We start from the raw sequence: 13,919 nt of genomic DNA on the forward strand, positions 1-13,919 counted from the left end.
TGGCACCCTCGATGAGCGGCTGAACTGACGAGCGTTCCTCGCCGGGAACGAGCAAGCATGCCGAAACTGTAAAGGGGAGCAGTATGGCCGCCAAGATTCTGGCGTTGATCCGCTGGCGGGGGCAAAGATCCCATTGGCGCATTATCTTACGACCAACGACGGGACTGCGGCGCTGGTCGTGTCTTCGTCGACACCAGATGTGATGGTAAGCAAGCGACTTCTTACTTGCTCGATTGCAACATCCAGTTGCTCATCTCCTCCGGTGCGAACCCCCTCAATGGTTGGGTGAACGGGATAGTCGATCCGGATCCCGACCTGCTGTGTTGGCGTCTTGTCCGGATAAAAAACACCGATACCGCTAAACGCGGTGAACAGGCCTCCAGGCAATGAGAACTGTGCCACGTTGCCATCCGCACCGGCGGTGGTTGAGCCGACAACGAATGAACCTGGAATAGATTGCAAACCCATTGTTGCGTACTCCGACGCACTCTGGACCGTTTCATCGGCAAGGATTGCGATCGGCCCGGCAAACAATGCTGGATCGTGCTCGAGGTCGAGTGGACGGAGCGGCTCCCACACGAATTCGCCTGGGGTTTCCATATTTGGTACCGTGAAACCAGCAAAGGAAACCGGCTCCGGCGACAGCTTTGCTAAAAGGGAGTGAACCGAAACGCGACCGCTGTATCCGCGCAGATCGAAAATGGCGGCACGGGCCGTGCCCAACCGCTCCTTCATTTTTTCAAGATCCGCCATCTCCAGCGCTTCGAGCGAAACATAGAGTACATTGTCGTCCAGCCATTGCAGCGCTGGCCCGGGACGACCGCGCGACGGGGTATCCCTGCGGCCACCGTCGGGACGCCAGCCTTGATCTTCGCGTGGCAACTCCACAGCGATTTTTTGCCCGCCTCGCTCAATCTCCATTGCGATGGACCCGCATTCGCCGCGCAGCAGATTACGACCCAGGTCCCGATAAAAGGATGCCGAGTTTGACGAAGCATAATACGGTCGCGCTTCAGTTTCGATCTGTGTGACCGGAGTGCCGTCAACTATAGCCAGGCGATCGCCGACCATGACCTGCTCTGCGCCGCCGGTTTCGACAATCAGAGGAACGCCTTCGACATAGCGAATGTGTGGCTGTGGGAAGCACGCTCCGGCTGGCGGGACCATGGCATAATCGGTGTACATCAGCGCATGGGTGTCATCGACACGCGCGATCAGCCTGCGGATGGCGCCGATATAAGCCTCTCGCCCTTCGCCGCGGACAACATCGCGCAACGCATCTTCTAGGACAGGCTCCCACGGTTCGTCGATCAGGTCGCGATAGGGGAACCAGTATCGGACCATATTCCAGTAGCGCGCGACTGCAAGAAGCCTGAAGCCGTCATCGTCTGGATCCATGTCCCGATATGCAAGCTCGTTGCTGAAATGCGCCTGACCTACACTATAGCGATAGGCAAACACTTGATGCGGAAGGCGTGCGCGATTGTCGTACACCCATGCAAGCGCTTGTCTCAGTTCGGGTGAAGCGACATCGTGCCACAGCGATTGCGGGTCAGGTGCCTTCAGCATAGGATCCACCGATGGCGTTGCGCAATCTGTGCACTCGGGGACCTCACCAAGCGACCGGAGCCACTCCAGGATCAACTGGTCACGCTCGTGCTCCGACCCGGAAACGAGCACTGGTCCCAGTAGCGCTAGGAACTCGTCATCCCAGTTCCTGGTGCCTGATTGACCCGCCGGGTGGTGGTATTTCAAGAAGCCCCAAACTTTTGCCAAAACGGCCACATCGGCAGATTGGCGTGGGGTCAGGCTGTCGAGCGCGATACCGGACCCTGCAGCAAACCTTGATGTTCCCCAATTCCTCCGTGGATCGAGGCCAAAGGGTTCTCCTCCGAGCGTGATTGAAAAGTCATCTACCCAGAGACGCCCTTCACCGGAGGCCTCAATTCCGACAACTACCTGCATATCCATGACATCAACCGGCACCTTGGCCTGCGCTCTCACCCAGGAACCAGAGGATTTCAGGTCGATGGGAAAGCGACGGATGTCTTGTTCACCGCTTCTGCCACGGGTCATCGATACAAGATTGACAGGCATCGCGGCCGTGTCTGCGCGGAGATAGAACGCGAATTCGACTTCGCCCTTACGGCGATCATGCGGGAAAGAGAAATCGATCCATATTCGTCGATCCTCATTCGCCGTGGAATCGATCCGCAGCGACTGATTTCCGTTTCTCTTGATCTCGGTATCGAAAGTCACCTTGGACGGATCAGAGGCGCTGAAGCCGCCACCACGCTTGATCATTTCGGGTTCTTCGAATCCCCATGATGTCGGAACATCCGGCTCAGGCTCGGGATTGGCGGAAAGTGGTGCCGTGACACAGCATGTCGCCACGAGAACTGTTATGCGCAATCTCCGGTATGCAGCTTTCTTTCTCATGGCTCAGGGCACCTGCTTCCGGCACGACAGCGTCAATCGCTGTGCCGCTCTTTCAAAGATCATCTTGGAACAATGCGAGAGCGAGCCCGCCCCGACCAGCAACACCGGGGTCCGCTTGCCTTCGCGCTGGCCGGTGACAATAATGACTTGATCATCCGGCTCCGGCAGGACCAGCGGAGCCGAGGTTCTTGCCTGGAGGGACTGCAATCGCAGTCCATTGACCTCAAGCGGAGCACGAGACCTGACTTCCTGCACCGGCATGTCAAGGCCGAACCAGACCGGGATCGTCCGGACCTCGCCAAAAGGTTCAACTTCCCCCTGATCGACAAGTGATTGAGCTGCTTGGCGATCCAGCCAGCTCTTGTCGTTGGCGAAGTGAAAATTGAGCCGCATGCTTATGCCACCAAGCGACACGGGGAAGCCACGTTCCTTATCTTTTCCGGGTCGGGTGAAAGTGATTTGCTCGGTCGCGCCCTCAATTCCGCGGTTGAGCCAAACAACGACCCGGTCAGCGGGAAAAGCTTCAAAACCACCCGCAAGATCGTATCCTTGCGCATCACCTGCCGGAAGATGGCTGCGCCCGAGAAGCGCAGCTGAGACCATGCGCTTGCGGCCATCAATGGTGATACCGAACCTAGCAACCTTCCCCTTTATCTCAGCGCCATCGATCGACGCTGCAGCATTACCTATCGGATACCCGCTCAAACCAAGTCGTGGTGCCGATTCAGGATTCACAGCGGCGTATCGACCGAGCACCGGGTCCAGCGCCAAACGAACAGGCTGACGTTTCACGATAGCATTTATGACAGGTGTGCCTTGTGATGCGTCGAGTTCCAGCGTGGATGGGCTTTCGCTTTCCTCCGCTGAGCCTGGATTGGACGACATCACCAGCAGCGTGGCCGCAACTGCACTGGTAAAAACTCGCATATGATTCAAAACCCTTTCGACGGAGTAGCTCAACTGGCACTACCCTGAACACGACGGAGGGATAGCGGCTAGCCGCACGAGATTGAACCAGAAATTAATGTTTCACGATAATTTGTGCCGTTTTCAGATTGACGCTTGGCCTACGACGTCCAACAGCGAGATATGATTCACAGGCTGAGGGTGCGAGTATCGTCATCCCGTCGCCGTTCCCCCGGAAAGGGCAAAATGGAAGATTCGAACCCGCTGCTGGCTCTTTCACCAAAGGCTGTGAAGATGGCAAAAGCGTTGACGTGGGCTGCCGCCACCGCTTTCTTTCTGCATATAGCCGGAGCATTCTTCATAAACCCTGTGACCTTCCTGGAGCGAGGTCACGGTAGCCCCGGAGGAATCGGCATTATAATCGACGATGTTAAACCACTGATCTCATCGACCAGCGCGGTGTGGTTCTTAGGGTTGGTCGATTACCTGTTCAGGGGAGTGATTTATTTGGGCATTGCTAGCCTCGCACGGGCCTTGGCGAAAGGGTGGGCATTCAATCAGGAAGTGCTGTCGGGTGCGCGCCTTTTTGCATGGTCCGTGGTGCTCGTTGGTGTGCAGGAAATTGCATTCAACACGCTGGCATCGGTAGTGAAAGTCCTCGGAGTCACCACAGCTCCGGTCTATTTCATGGTCGCACAGGCGCAGCTCGTTTTCTTCTTGTTGGGGGCGACGCTGGTCATGTTCGTCGCAATTTTTGCGAAAGCCCGGTTGGTCGCCGAAGACAGCGCGAGCATCATCTGATGGCAATCAACGTTCGGCTCGATGTGATGTTGGCTTTGCGCAAGCGCAAAGCCAAGGAGCTCTCCGCCGCTATCGGCATTTCTGAACAGAACATCAGCTTGCTTCGACAGGGCAAGGTCAAGGGTATCCGGTTCGAGACACTCGACAAGATTTGCGAGTTTCTCGATTGCGATCCGGGTGACATCCTTGATCGAGATCCCAATCCGAACCCCAGAACAATCGGCAAGAAGATGGGCGCGGTACTGGCTTTGCTGGCCCCCTTAGTCAGCTTGATTGTAGACGTCGGCAACAATTTAGGCGTTTAGGGCACGGCCACGAAATTTCTGGGTGGGGCGTTGCAGCTGTCAGTCCGCCCAAACCAGCCGGCTGGCGAAGAAGAGAAATACACCTCCGGTGACCTGATCAATGCTCTTAACGGTACGGGAGTTTTGCAGAGCTTTTTGGAACGGCGTAAGTCCCAAGATGAGCACGACAAACCAGCTAAGACTAACAACTGTGTGTATGAGTGCGAGAAGTAGCAGCTGCTGTCCGGCGGTTTCCTGCGGGTTCACGAATTGCGGCAGAAAGGTCAGGTAAAACAGGCCTACCTTGGGATTGAGCAGATTTGTCAGGAAGCCTTGCCGGAAAGCCCTTTGTGCAACGAGGCCGTTCGTTGAAGGCGCCTCAAGCTCGAGATCAGTTCGTGGCCGGAGAACCAAACGTAAACCAAGCATTGCAAGATAGGCAGCACCGGCCAGCTTCAAAAACATAAAGGCAAGCGGGGAGGCGACGATGATGGTGCCCAACCCAACCGCAACCGCTACACCCCAAATCAGACAGCCAAGCGCGATTCCAAGCGCCGCGACATGTCCCGACCGTGCCCCACCGCTAAGCACAACTCGCAAGACGACAGCGGTATCGACACCGGGTGTCATGGCCAGCAAAGTTGCCGCCAGGAGGAAGGCGAGAAGCGTCTCGGGCGCCAACATTGCTATACTTCTTCCTCAGGACCAGTCGGCGTGTGCAGGTGATGGCGATGGAAGCACTGTTCCAGCGGCGCGTTCACGACAGCACCAATGATTCGAACACTTTGCGCGCGATCCGTGCATGCAGTGCATTTGCATCGACCGAAATCGGCTCTGCCACATTGGTCAAGCTTACGATAATGATCGGAGCTGTTCCCGAGCCCACCGGCGGAATGGCAAATGCGACATCGTTGTTGGCGCGGTTACTGCTGGTGCCTGTCTTGTCGCCTCCCGCCCACCCTTCAGGGAAGCCCGCCCGCAGGCGATCAAGGCCTGTGTTCGCTCCAATCATCCATGCGCGCAGCAATTCCCTCGATTGGTCTGACAACGCCGATCCAAAGAGGTAGTTCTGCATCAGCGTCGCCATGGCCACGGGTGTCGTGGTGTCGCGCACATCGCCTGGCGCATTTTCGTTCAGGAACGGCTCCAGCCTGTCGAGCCTGGTTACCGGGTCACCGGCCTCACGCACCAGATCGGTGAATCCGCTCGGCCCGCCCAGTTCCTCGAGCAGGAGGTTGGCAGCCGTGTTGTCGCTGGTCTGTATGGTTGCTTCACAAAGTTCTGCAATGCTCATTCCCGCTTCGCCTAGATGGTCTCGGGTAACGGGGGAATGATAGACAAGATCGGACTGGTTGAACGTCAAACGCCGTCCCATGTCTCCCAACTCACGGTCCGCGCGCTGAAGCAGGAAGGCGCCAAGTAGCCACTTGAATGTCGAGCACATTGCGAAACGCTGGTCACCGCGATGCGAAATCGTTCTGCCAGTTCGGATATCTATAGCGGCGAGACCGATTTCGGCACCGGTCGACCGTTCCAAGGCACTAAAAACGTCCTCGACCAGCGCGCGAGAGGCACATCCCATCAGGGCGATCCCACCGAGCATACATTGTATCAAGCCACGACGCGCTAGCACTGGCCCACCGTTGTTTTGGTTAGCCGGTATCTTCACTTGCCACCTGCGCTGTCTGCTGTTTCAGCCTTTTCTGTTGCGAAGGCTTTCTCCAGTGCGGAGCAATTCGCGCCCAAAATTGATGTCGCCTGGCCCAGAAGGCCAGATGCCTGCTCTTCGAGCGGTCCGGTACTCATTGCGCGGCTTGCTTCGCGACAGGCCTCGTCGCCTTTCCCGGCCAAAGCGAGGATCAGGCTGTTTGCAGACGCCGCCAAGCCAGATTGCGGGAAACCGACCGCATTGTCGCGGAGCACGACCTGACCTGCTGCAAGGATATCGGCCATATCGAGCAGGCCAAGGTCGCGTTGGGCAAACAAGGAAATGACAAACCCGACCGCCGTCCAGTCATCGAACAGGTAGGCACCCGGCGATGCATTGTGCATCTTTGAATATGCCGACTGCATGCCATCGACACCATCCCGGGCGTATGCCGCCTCTAAAAGCGCAAGGCCGAATTCAGGGCAGTGGCGGTCCGCCGACACGCCGCGTGCCCGGTCCTGCACTTTCAGCCATTCGCACACCACAGGCAGGAGAATGCCATTTCCGGTCTCGGAATTCGTCAGGACTGCAATTCCGGCTCCGGTTTCCGGCACATACTCGACCGCGGCCTTCCACCCGACATTGCTGCCTGTGTGCCCGATGACATGTGAACCGTCGCCACGTGTCGCGATCATGGCACCCAGGGTGGGTCGGATCAGGTATGGCCCCGGCGCACTACCTGGTGCAACCATCGCCTGCTCCATCGTGACACCGCGGCTGGTGGCCTCGCCGATAGCCGACGGACTGGTCAGCAAGAACTGACCCTCGTTCGTGAGCAGTTTCCCATGGAGGGGTCCTTTGCCAAGGACGGCCTCCGCGAGCATCGCCAGCTCGCCTGCATTGATGACAAGCCCACCAGCCGCGACATTGGCGAATGCGCGTTGCGGCATCGCCTTTCCAGCAGAATCGTGAGGCTGCGCTCCAGCGCCATCAAGGATGGCGTCTGCCTCAAAACTCGCAGCGCTCAATCCTAGTGGCTTGAAGAGCCGATCTTCAGCAAGACGTGCAAACGGGGCATTGTATTTCTCCTCCAGGGCCAGTTGCAGCAGCGAAAAACCCCCGCCCGAGTAACGGTATCCCCGCCCCGGTTCGGCGACGAGCTCGACCTTCTCCGCGTCATTTAAGTTGCCCTCCAGCGATTGCTGCAAGGTCGGCATCTCGCCAGGGATAACCGAGCCCGGGAAGTAACCGTGTACGGACAATCCAGCGGTGTGATTGAGGATGCGGCGAATGGTTACATCACGCTCTGTCCATTGCGAGGGTGGAAGCGCAAAACTGTGCAGATAGAATCCGATGGGTTCGTCTAGCGAGATTTCGCCCGCATCGCGTAACTGCAAGACGAGAGCGCCCGTGACCAGTTTCGAGATAGATGCCACCTGAAAGGTCGTGTCATCGGTTATAGGCGCTTTGGTACGCGCGTCAGTGACTCCGAAATTGAAGACGACCGGTTCCTTGCCATCCTGCCACAAGGCAATGGCAACGCCCGGTACATTGTAGCGGCGCTGCAATTCGGGAACCCGCATGGCGAGCAAGTTCGCTAACTCGGTATCGGGATCCTGCTGCTCCGCCTCTTTCGCCGCAAGGCTGCTTGCCGTGACGGCCGACAGGCAAATGAGCCCGATGATGACATCGCGGCAGAACGCCGGCTGGCCTCTACCCGGCATGGCCGCGTTCGAGAAATTCATGGTTGGGATTGAGATTGGCGACGAACGACAATTGGTCACGCCCGGTGATACGCCGCACCAAACGTTCGTAGACGCCGAACCCACCATCACCATTTGTCAGGATCGCCAGAGCCTCACCGGTGACGAGATCGATGCCAGCATAGGCGCGAAAGGTGAAATTGTTGCCTTCATGGCCTGCAATCCGGCCTCCGCCCGATCGCAATTCAAGGGAGCAGCCCAGACCCCACCAATTGTCGACACCCTGTGCGACGCGGATCGCCGGCGCGAACATGTCGTCTGCTGCTCCTCTCCGCCTGCTCATGATGCGATAAGCGTGGCGCAGGAACCGATAGAGATCGTGCGCCGTGCAGACCAGGCTTGCAGCTGCGTTCTGGAAGGTTATCTTGCTATGGCTGGTATCCGGATCGAGCCGGGTGGCGGCGGCCAGCCATTCCTGATGTGACCATGTGCCAAGGGGTTTGCCCCATTCGGCAGCAAGTGGCTCCACCATCTCCAGGACATTGCGCAGCCCCTGGTCCGCTGCGACCCGCCCCTGTTCATGCCCCCATGCCATGCGACCTGCCCAAGACGAATCCCAGACATAGGCCGAACTGCGCATCCCGGCAGGGGCAAACAGGCTCTCCTGCATGAAGGCATTGAGCCCCTTCCCGCTGAGATGCTCGATCACCAGCTGCAGCCAGAAATAGGCCTCGCCAGAGTACCGGAAACGACCCGGTACAATCGGTGGATTCTCGCCAGCCTGTGGCTGGTCGTCGAACCAGTTGGGCAGGCCCGAACTGTGCGAGAGTACCTGCCACGCCGTGACTGAATCGATACCGCTCGTTGAGGGCAAGTAGGATGGGCGCAGATAGCTGACCATCGGGCGGTCAAGGTCTATCCCGCCGTCTCGTGCGAACTCCAGCACCGCTAAAGCGAATACCATCTTGCTGATGGATGCGGCCTGAAAGACCGTGTCTTCGGTCACACGCATTCCGGTATCGACATTGGCACGGCCAAGCGCGAGGAGCGTCGATGGCCTTTCGCCTGCGCCAAAGGCGAGGGAAATCCCCGGCGTGCCTGACGCCGCCATCAGCCTGTTGGCATATTCTGCCAACGTCTCGGGTTCGGGCCCAGCTTGCCTTGCGGCAGCGCCCGTCGAAATTGTTCCTGCGCCAAGTGCGAGTGGCGCCATTGCCCATTTCAGGGCAGTCCTTCGCCGCACAGTGCCTTTGTTCATCTCGTTCCTCGCTCCCGGACGGCGTTATGCCTTTGCAGCGGCCTGCCGAATGAGCCCGCTCTAGGCTTCGGGCAAGTCCCCCAATTTTGAGCAACCTTTCTAACTCCTTGCGTAGTCGAGGGAAAAGGCGGGCGCTTTTGCCATCTGACACGCAGATTTGATAAGTTGCGGCAAGCTGGAAAGCACCGGACCATCAAAGGCAATCTCAAATAGGACCATAATTAATTATCGCTAGACATTCATTCGAAGTCGGTCAACAAGGATCAGAGACGCTGGGAGGAACGGGAGCAGGCAAATGGGGCCATGGTCGATATCGGCAGATGCCCTGGCGCTTGCCTTTTTGGCCTGCGTCGCGTGGCAATCCCGCAAAGCGTCCACACCGGCCACTCCAAATATCCTGACGATCGCGATCGTGCTGTCGGCGGTCTGGGCGTTATCGTGGGGCCTGGTGCCGACGCTTGCTGCCGCCCGCTGGAATGCGCCGCCAAGCGGACAGCCGGGCGCGGTGATGGCATCGGTCGCAGTGCTTTCCGGTGCCATGATCCTCCAGGTCCTGCGGTCCGCAGTCCGTTCAGGTGCGGACATGGCGATTGACTTTGCAGGCTGGCGCATCGCCTTTGGAATGATGATCCTGGCGAGTGGGCTCGCCGGCGCCTTGCCGGTGTTGTTCTATGTTCCAGTCGCATTGGGCGACATCATTATTGGCCTCACCGGTATTGCGCTTCGTCGGCGCACGTCCAGCAAACCAGCACTCGCATTGCTCCTCTGGAACGGGATGGGTCTCGTCGAACTGGCGTGTGTGCTAGCTCTGGGGGTCACAGTACTCAGGCCTGCCATGCTGTCCGGTGCCGGGTTTGATGCTCCCGGCATATTGCCAATCGCCGCTGTTCCCCTGTTCATGGCGATGCATATCGGCGGCGTTTTCGCCGAACTGCGATCGCAACGATAACCATCATGAAAGAGAGGTATTTCCCATGAAAGTCCCCATCCTCGCTGGTTACGTGCTTCCCCTTGTAGCGATATGGTTCGTGCTTTGGGTCAGGGTCGCCAGTTGCCGGGCGCGACTGGCAGTCTCTATCGGAGACGGCGGGGACATAGGGTTGCTTGAACGAATCCGTGCCCATGGGAATTTCATCGAATGGGTGCCATGGGTTCTGTTGATCATTCTGATTGCCGAACTTTCCGATGCCCCCGCCGGCTTCATCCATGCGAGCGGCGCACTGCTGGTTCTGGGACGGCTGCTTCATCCCTTCGGGCTGAAAGCGGACAACTCCAAGCATCCGCTCCGCATTGCCGGTAATAGCCTGAATATCCTGTCGCTGCTCGCAGCGACCACGGCTATTGTTCTCGCCTGCCTAGCGCAGCAAGCCGGATGAAGTGAGGCCGGGCCGATATGGTCGGTGGCGTACAATTCAGCTGTCAGTGCGGCGCCGTAACAGGGACGTTGGCCCAAGCAGGACCTCGGTCCGGAGATCATGTCGTTTGTCATTGTGTGGACTGTCAGAAATTCGCCAGCGTCCTGAGCGCGGAAGCACGGATTCTCGGAGATTTCGGCGGCACAGCATTGTACCAGAGCCGGTGCGCTGCAATGTCGATTTCATCTGGCAAGGACAAGCTTGCATGCATGCACCTGACCGAGAAGCCAACGCTCCGCTGGTATGCCTCATGCTGCAACACGCCCATGTTCAACACTTACGCGAACGGGCGCGTCCCCTATATCACCACCCTGCTCGCGAACTGCATCCCCGGAGAGGTCGAGCGACATATCGGCCCGGCAGTGGGCCATCTCTTCTTGCCTTTCGAGGCGCAGAGCAGGGCTGATCTCGTCCCCATGTCTTTCTCGCAACTTATTCGGCGATTTGTCCTTCGCATGATCAAGGATCTTGTTGCTGGCGACAGGAAGAAATCAGCCCTGTTTGATCCGCTGACTTTGGAGCCGATTGCAAAGCCACAGGAACTTGCGTTGCCTTGTCGGCCCGCGCAAGACTGAAAACGAGCGACATCGGCGTGCCTATCGAAATCCGCCAACTCCGCTATGCCGTCGCGACAGCTGACGCGAAGAGCTTCTCGCGGGCTGCGGCCGCGCTGAATGTGAAGCAGATCACGCTTAGCCGGAAAGTTCAGCAACTTGAGGACCGGTTGGGCGTCAAGCTGTTCGAGCGGTCAACCCGCGGCGCCGAGATGACCGAGAACGGTCGCCCGTTTATCGAGCAAGCCCGGCGTATCGTCACAGATATCGACAACCTCAGAACCACCGCGCGCAATGTCAGCTATGGCCTGCACGGGCGGATCGCGGTCGGCTATTGCTCGCCTTTAATGGCAGGCAAACTGAAGCTGGCAATCTCCGACTACCTGACCAAGTTTCCGGACGTCCAGTTTGACGGCATCGAGGCGGGCCTAGAAAAGCTCTCTCATAGCCTCCAGTCTCACACGATCGATGTTGCCGTCGCGCCGGCCGGCCAGATTGAAGACGGAGTTGCCTCCCGCAGTGTCTGGTCGGAGAAACTGTACGCCGTCCTGCCGGACGATCATGACCTTGCGACACGCGAACAAATCTACTGGCAGGACCTACGCCGCGAAATCTTCGTGGTGCCCTCAGGCGGGCTTGGACCGATGTTCGAGAACCTGATCGCGTCCCGCCTGACCGAGCAAGGACGCCGCCCCAACATCATTGTGCAGGATACCAGCCTCGAAAGCGTGCTCAGCATCGTCGCAGCAAAGCGGTACATCTCCATCGCGACAGGTGCCTCACAAGGTGTCGCATGGAGCGATCTGGCTTTTCAGGAGATCCACGATCCCACTTCGAATATGCGCTCTACTGGCGCGAGGACAATGACAACCCGGCGCTCCAGCGCTTCTTCAAGTTGATCGAGGAGCGCTACCCCGGCTGAGCAGTGCGGCGTGCCTTGGCGAAGCTCCGATCGGTGGCAATGAACCGTGCCAGCATCGGCGCGACCAGTTGCTCAGGCGTTGGCGCTCCGCTCGCATTGCCGCCGTTGATCACCACGCCATAGGCAACCAGATCGCTATGCAGCCGGGCGGGCACTTCGATAGTCAGCTTGACCGGCTTCTCATCGGCGATGTCGGAGAGTTTCAGTCGGGTCATTGCCCGCCTCCAAGCACCAGGTCGCGGGTCACCAGCACGCGTACCGGATAACCGGGCCGGATGGTGATGGTCGGCCTGACCTGAAGCTCGCGGCTGACGATCTGCTCGCCTGCTCGATTGACGCTGTCCTGGCTGCCACGACGTAAGGCTCGCGCAGTGTTGTCATCGCTGCCCGAGCCAAGCTCCGAACCGACACCCAGCAAGGTCGAGACCAGCGCGGCCTTGAGCACCCCGCCCCAATGATAGTCGGTGCTGTCTTGAAGACCAGCGAACCCTTGGCTGTCGGAGGCAGGCTGGCGTTCAAGCACGAGCGAGCGGCCATCAGGCAGGATCAGTCGGTTCCAGGCCAGCAGCACCGGGTTCTGTCCGAAGGCGACATCGGCATCGTAGTCGCCGATCAGCCGCGCGCCTTGCGGAATGAGGAGGATGCGCCCGGTCGGGCTGTCATAGACATTCTGGGTGACCTGCGCGATGACCAGCCCCGGAAGATCAGAGCGGATGCCGGTAATGAGCGCCGCCGGAATAACCGAGCCTGCCTGTACGATGGCAGGCGATGCCAGCCCGGTCAGCCGTTCGGTGGACACGGTACGCCGGTCGCTGGCGCGTTCGAGGAACGCCTGCCTGCGTCCGGCCTCGGATTGTGGCGCCGCACCAGGAGAGGCGGCAGGAACAGCAGAGGATGCAGTCAGGACGGGCAGTCCCGCGCCCGCCCCGTTCGGAGTTCCGCCACCGAAGAAGAGGCGGCTCCCGCGCGCGGCTTCCGCTGCAACAGCGGCAGGATCGGGCGGCGGTGCTGTTGGCGGCTGCGCACCGATAGGTGGGAGTTCCGCAATGTCGCCGCGCTGCTGGGCATCGAGGATCGGCTTGCCGAGATCACCGGGAAGCGGCGGACCGAGTTTGGGCACCTGGCCATAGTCCTTGGGCGCACCCGCAAGGTTGTCAGCCACGGCGGTGCCATCGGTGTTGTAAAGCTCTTCGCCATCGCTGCGACCCGAAGGCTGAAGTGCGTAGATCAGCGCACCGCCGACCAGGGCGAAGCTGCAGGCAGAGGCAATGCCGATGGCCTTGCGCGAGAGGCGCATGACACGCGGCGGATCGCCGCGCAGCTTCACCGCCTGTTCGGGATCGACGGGCGCTACGTCGGTGCGCTCGATCTCATCGTCGTCGGTCATGCCCGCCCCCGCCGGTTCGCGGAGATGCGGACGGCCTTCTGGCCACGTCGGTTGCCGAGCCGCAGCTCGGCCCGGTCGAACAGCCGGTCGACGATCATGAACCGGCCAGAGACGCGGTAATTGACAAGTTCGGCCTCGCCGCTCGCGCCGATTACGAACAGCGGTGGGAGTTCGCCCTGCGCGACCCCTTTGGGAAATTCGATGAACACACGGGTGCCGTCATCGAAAACGCGAAGCGGCCGCCAGTCGGTCCGGTCGCCATCGACCTTGTAGCGGAAGTTGAGCAGCGAGAGGTCCATGCCCGCTGCAATCGGTGCCGCGCGTTCGGCTTCGGCCTGGGCCTGCCGCAAAGCGATCAGATCGTCCTGCGGATAGGTCCAGGAGACCGAGGCCATATAGGTGTCCGGGGTCGAGCGCAGTTCGAGATGATAGGTGCGCCGGTCGGTGTTGATGACCAGGTTGGTCGAGAGACCCGGCCGGGTCGGCTTCACCAGGATATGCACGCGCTGGGCCGGGCCCGAGCCGCTCAGCGTGTCGCCCATGATCCAGCGCACGGTGTCGCCGGCGGCAACGGGGCCGACGAGCTGTTCGCCTTCCTGCAG

At 59.4% G+C, this 13,919-nt stretch carries 15 protein-coding genes; 6 read left to right on the forward strand and 9 right to left on the reverse strand.

All coding sequences use genetic code 11. The features are described 5' to 3' along the window. Positions 1 to 141 precede the first annotated feature (141 nt). Positions 142 to 2,439 (reverse strand): S41 family peptidase, encoded by a 2,298-nt coding sequence (locus AAFM29_RS05725; RefSeq protein WP_341711835.1) that lies wholly within the window; start codon positions 2,437 to 2,439, stop codon positions 142 to 144. Between the two features lie 3 nt (positions 2,440 to 2,442). Beyond that, positions 2,443 to 3,399 (reverse strand): hypothetical protein, encoded by a 957-nt coding sequence (locus AAFM29_RS05730; protein ID WP_341711836.1) that lies wholly within the window; start codon positions 3,397 to 3,399, stop codon positions 2,443 to 2,445. A gap of 192 nt (positions 3,400 to 3,591) precedes the next feature. Between AAFM29_RS05730 and AAFM29_RS05735 the strand changes: the two genes are divergently transcribed. Together AAFM29_RS05735 and AAFM29_RS05740 are read left to right on the forward strand one after the other, a co-directional pair. Beyond that, entirely contained in the window at positions 3,592 to 4,146 is a 555-nt protein-coding gene (locus tag AAFM29_RS05735; RefSeq protein WP_341711838.1) for a hypothetical protein, read from the forward strand. A gap of 26 nt (positions 4,147 to 4,172) precedes the next feature. After that, complete coding sequence (locus tag AAFM29_RS05740) at positions 4,173 to 4,451, forward strand: helix-turn-helix transcriptional regulator (RefSeq protein WP_341711852.1); 279 nt, start codon at positions 4,173 to 4,175, stop codon at positions 4,449 to 4,451. Positions 4,452 to 4,490: 39 nt separating this feature from the next. Here the strand turns inward: AAFM29_RS05740 and AAFM29_RS05745 are convergent, their stop codons facing one another. The 4 genes from AAFM29_RS05745 to AAFM29_RS05760 form a co-directional block, all read right to left on the reverse strand. Then, positions 4,491 to 5,114, reverse strand: a complete 624-nt coding sequence (locus AAFM29_RS05745; protein WP_341711839.1) for a LysE family translocator — start codon at positions 5,112 to 5,114, stop codon at positions 4,491 to 4,493. 73 nt (positions 5,115 to 5,187) lie between these two features. Beyond that, complete coding sequence (gene bla, locus AAFM29_RS05750) at positions 5,188 to 6,099, reverse strand: class A beta-lactamase (protein WP_341711840.1); 912 nt, start codon at positions 6,097 to 6,099, stop codon at positions 5,188 to 5,190. Next, positions 6,096 to 7,823, reverse strand: coding sequence for a serine hydrolase domain-containing protein (locus AAFM29_RS05755; RefSeq protein ID WP_341711841.1), 1,728 nt, complete (start codon positions 7,821 to 7,823; stop codon positions 6,096 to 6,098). Before AAFM29_RS05755 ends, bla begins: the two co-directional genes overlap by 4 nt. Then, on the reverse strand, positions 7,792 to 9,039 hold the full coding sequence (locus AAFM29_RS05760) for a serine hydrolase domain-containing protein (protein WP_341711842.1): 1,248 nt from the start codon (positions 9,037 to 9,039) through the stop codon (positions 7,792 to 7,794). Before AAFM29_RS05760 ends, AAFM29_RS05755 begins: the two co-directional genes overlap by 32 nt. A 295-nt stretch (positions 9,040 to 9,334) precedes the next feature. Here AAFM29_RS05760 and AAFM29_RS05765 point away from each other — a divergent pair, with 295 nt between their 5' ends. The 4 genes from AAFM29_RS05765 to AAFM29_RS05780 are packed head-to-tail and all read left to right on the forward strand — an operon-like array spanning position 9,335 to position 11,907. Beyond that, positions 9,335 to 9,988 (forward strand): hypothetical protein, encoded by a 654-nt coding sequence (locus AAFM29_RS05765; RefSeq protein WP_341711843.1) that lies wholly within the window; start codon positions 9,335 to 9,337, stop codon positions 9,986 to 9,988. Positions 9,989 to 10,013: 25 nt separating this feature from the next. After that, the gene (locus AAFM29_RS05770) at positions 10,014 to 10,415 is read left to right on the forward strand and encodes an MAPEG family protein (protein ID WP_341711844.1); all 402 of its coding nucleotides are present in this window, start codon (positions 10,014 to 10,016) and stop codon (positions 10,413 to 10,415) included. Positions 10,416 to 10,432: 17 nt separating this feature from the next. Next, positions 10,433 to 11,029, forward strand: coding sequence for a DUF6151 family protein (locus AAFM29_RS05775; RefSeq protein WP_341711845.1), 597 nt, complete (start codon positions 10,433 to 10,435; stop codon positions 11,027 to 11,029). Further along, the gene (locus tag AAFM29_RS05780) at positions 11,008 to 11,907 is read left to right on the forward strand and encodes a LysR family transcriptional regulator (protein ID WP_341711846.1); all 900 of its coding nucleotides are present in this window, start codon (positions 11,008 to 11,010) and stop codon (positions 11,905 to 11,907) included. Before AAFM29_RS05775 ends, AAFM29_RS05780 begins: the two co-directional genes overlap by 22 nt. Positions 11,908 to 11,917: 10 nt before the next feature. On the opposite strand, the gene AAFM29_RS05785 is transcribed toward AAFM29_RS05780, so the two are convergent. The 3 genes from AAFM29_RS05785 to trbG form a co-directional block, all read right to left on the reverse strand. After that, positions 11,918 to 12,145, reverse strand: a complete 228-nt coding sequence (locus AAFM29_RS05785) for a DUF2274 domain-containing protein (protein WP_341711847.1) — start codon at positions 12,143 to 12,145, stop codon at positions 11,918 to 11,920. Next, on the reverse strand, positions 12,142 to 13,317 hold the full coding sequence (locus AAFM29_RS05790) for a TrbI/VirB10 family protein (protein WP_341711848.1): 1,176 nt from the start codon (positions 13,315 to 13,317) through the stop codon (positions 12,142 to 12,144). Before AAFM29_RS05790 ends, AAFM29_RS05785 begins: the two co-directional genes overlap by 4 nt. Further along, positions 13,314 to 13,919, reverse strand: a 606-nt coding sequence (trbG, locus tag AAFM29_RS05795; RefSeq protein WP_341711849.1) for a P-type conjugative transfer protein TrbG, incomplete at its 5' end; no start/stop codon positions are given. The genes AAFM29_RS05790 and trbG, both read right to left, overlap by 4 nt.

The sequence above is a fragment of the Erythrobacter sp. genome (assembly GCF_038133525.1).
Lineage (GTDB): Bacteria > Pseudomonadota > Alphaproteobacteria > Sphingomonadales > Sphingomonadaceae > Qipengyuania.

What these genes read in the sequence shown, in the direction of transcription:
- AAFM29_RS05765 (WP_341711843.1), top strand. Translation starts at nt 9,335, where the DNA reads ATGGGGCCATGGTCGATATCGGCAGATGCCCTGGCGCTTGCCTTTTTG.
- AAFM29_RS05745 (WP_341711839.1), bottom strand. Translation starts at nt 5,114, where the DNA reads ATGTTGGCGCCCGAGACGCTTCTCGCCTTCCTCCTGGCGGCAACTTTG.
- AAFM29_RS05790 (WP_341711848.1), bottom strand. Translation starts at nt 13,317, where the DNA reads ATGACCGACGACGATGAGATCGAGCGCACCGACGTAGCGCCCGTCGAT.
- AAFM29_RS05755 (WP_341711841.1), bottom strand. Translation starts at nt 7,823, where the DNA reads ATGAATTTCTCGAACGCGGCCATGCCGGGTAGAGGCCAGCCGGCGTTC.
- AAFM29_RS05760 (WP_341711842.1), bottom strand. Translation starts at nt 9,039, where the DNA reads ATGAACAAAGGCACTGTGCGGCGAAGGACTGCCCTGAAATGGGCAATG.
- AAFM29_RS05735 (WP_341711838.1), top strand. Translation starts at nt 3,592, where the DNA reads ATGGAAGATTCGAACCCGCTGCTGGCTCTTTCACCAAAGGCTGTGAAG.
- AAFM29_RS05740 (WP_341711852.1), top strand. Translation starts at nt 4,173, where the DNA reads ATGTTGGCTTTGCGCAAGCGCAAAGCCAAGGAGCTCTCCGCCGCTATC.
- AAFM29_RS05725 (WP_341711835.1), bottom strand. Translation starts at nt 2,439, where the DNA reads ATGAGAAAGAAAGCTGCATACCGGAGATTGCGCATAACAGTTCTCGTG.
- AAFM29_RS05770 (WP_341711844.1), top strand. Translation starts at nt 10,014, where the DNA reads ATGAAAGTCCCCATCCTCGCTGGTTACGTGCTTCCCCTTGTAGCGATA.
- AAFM29_RS05775 (WP_341711845.1), top strand. Translation starts at nt 10,433, where the DNA reads ATGGTCGGTGGCGTACAATTCAGCTGTCAGTGCGGCGCCGTAACAGGG.
- AAFM29_RS05785 (WP_341711847.1), bottom strand. Translation starts at nt 12,145, where the DNA reads ATGACCCGACTGAAACTCTCCGACATCGCCGATGAGAAGCCGGTCAAG.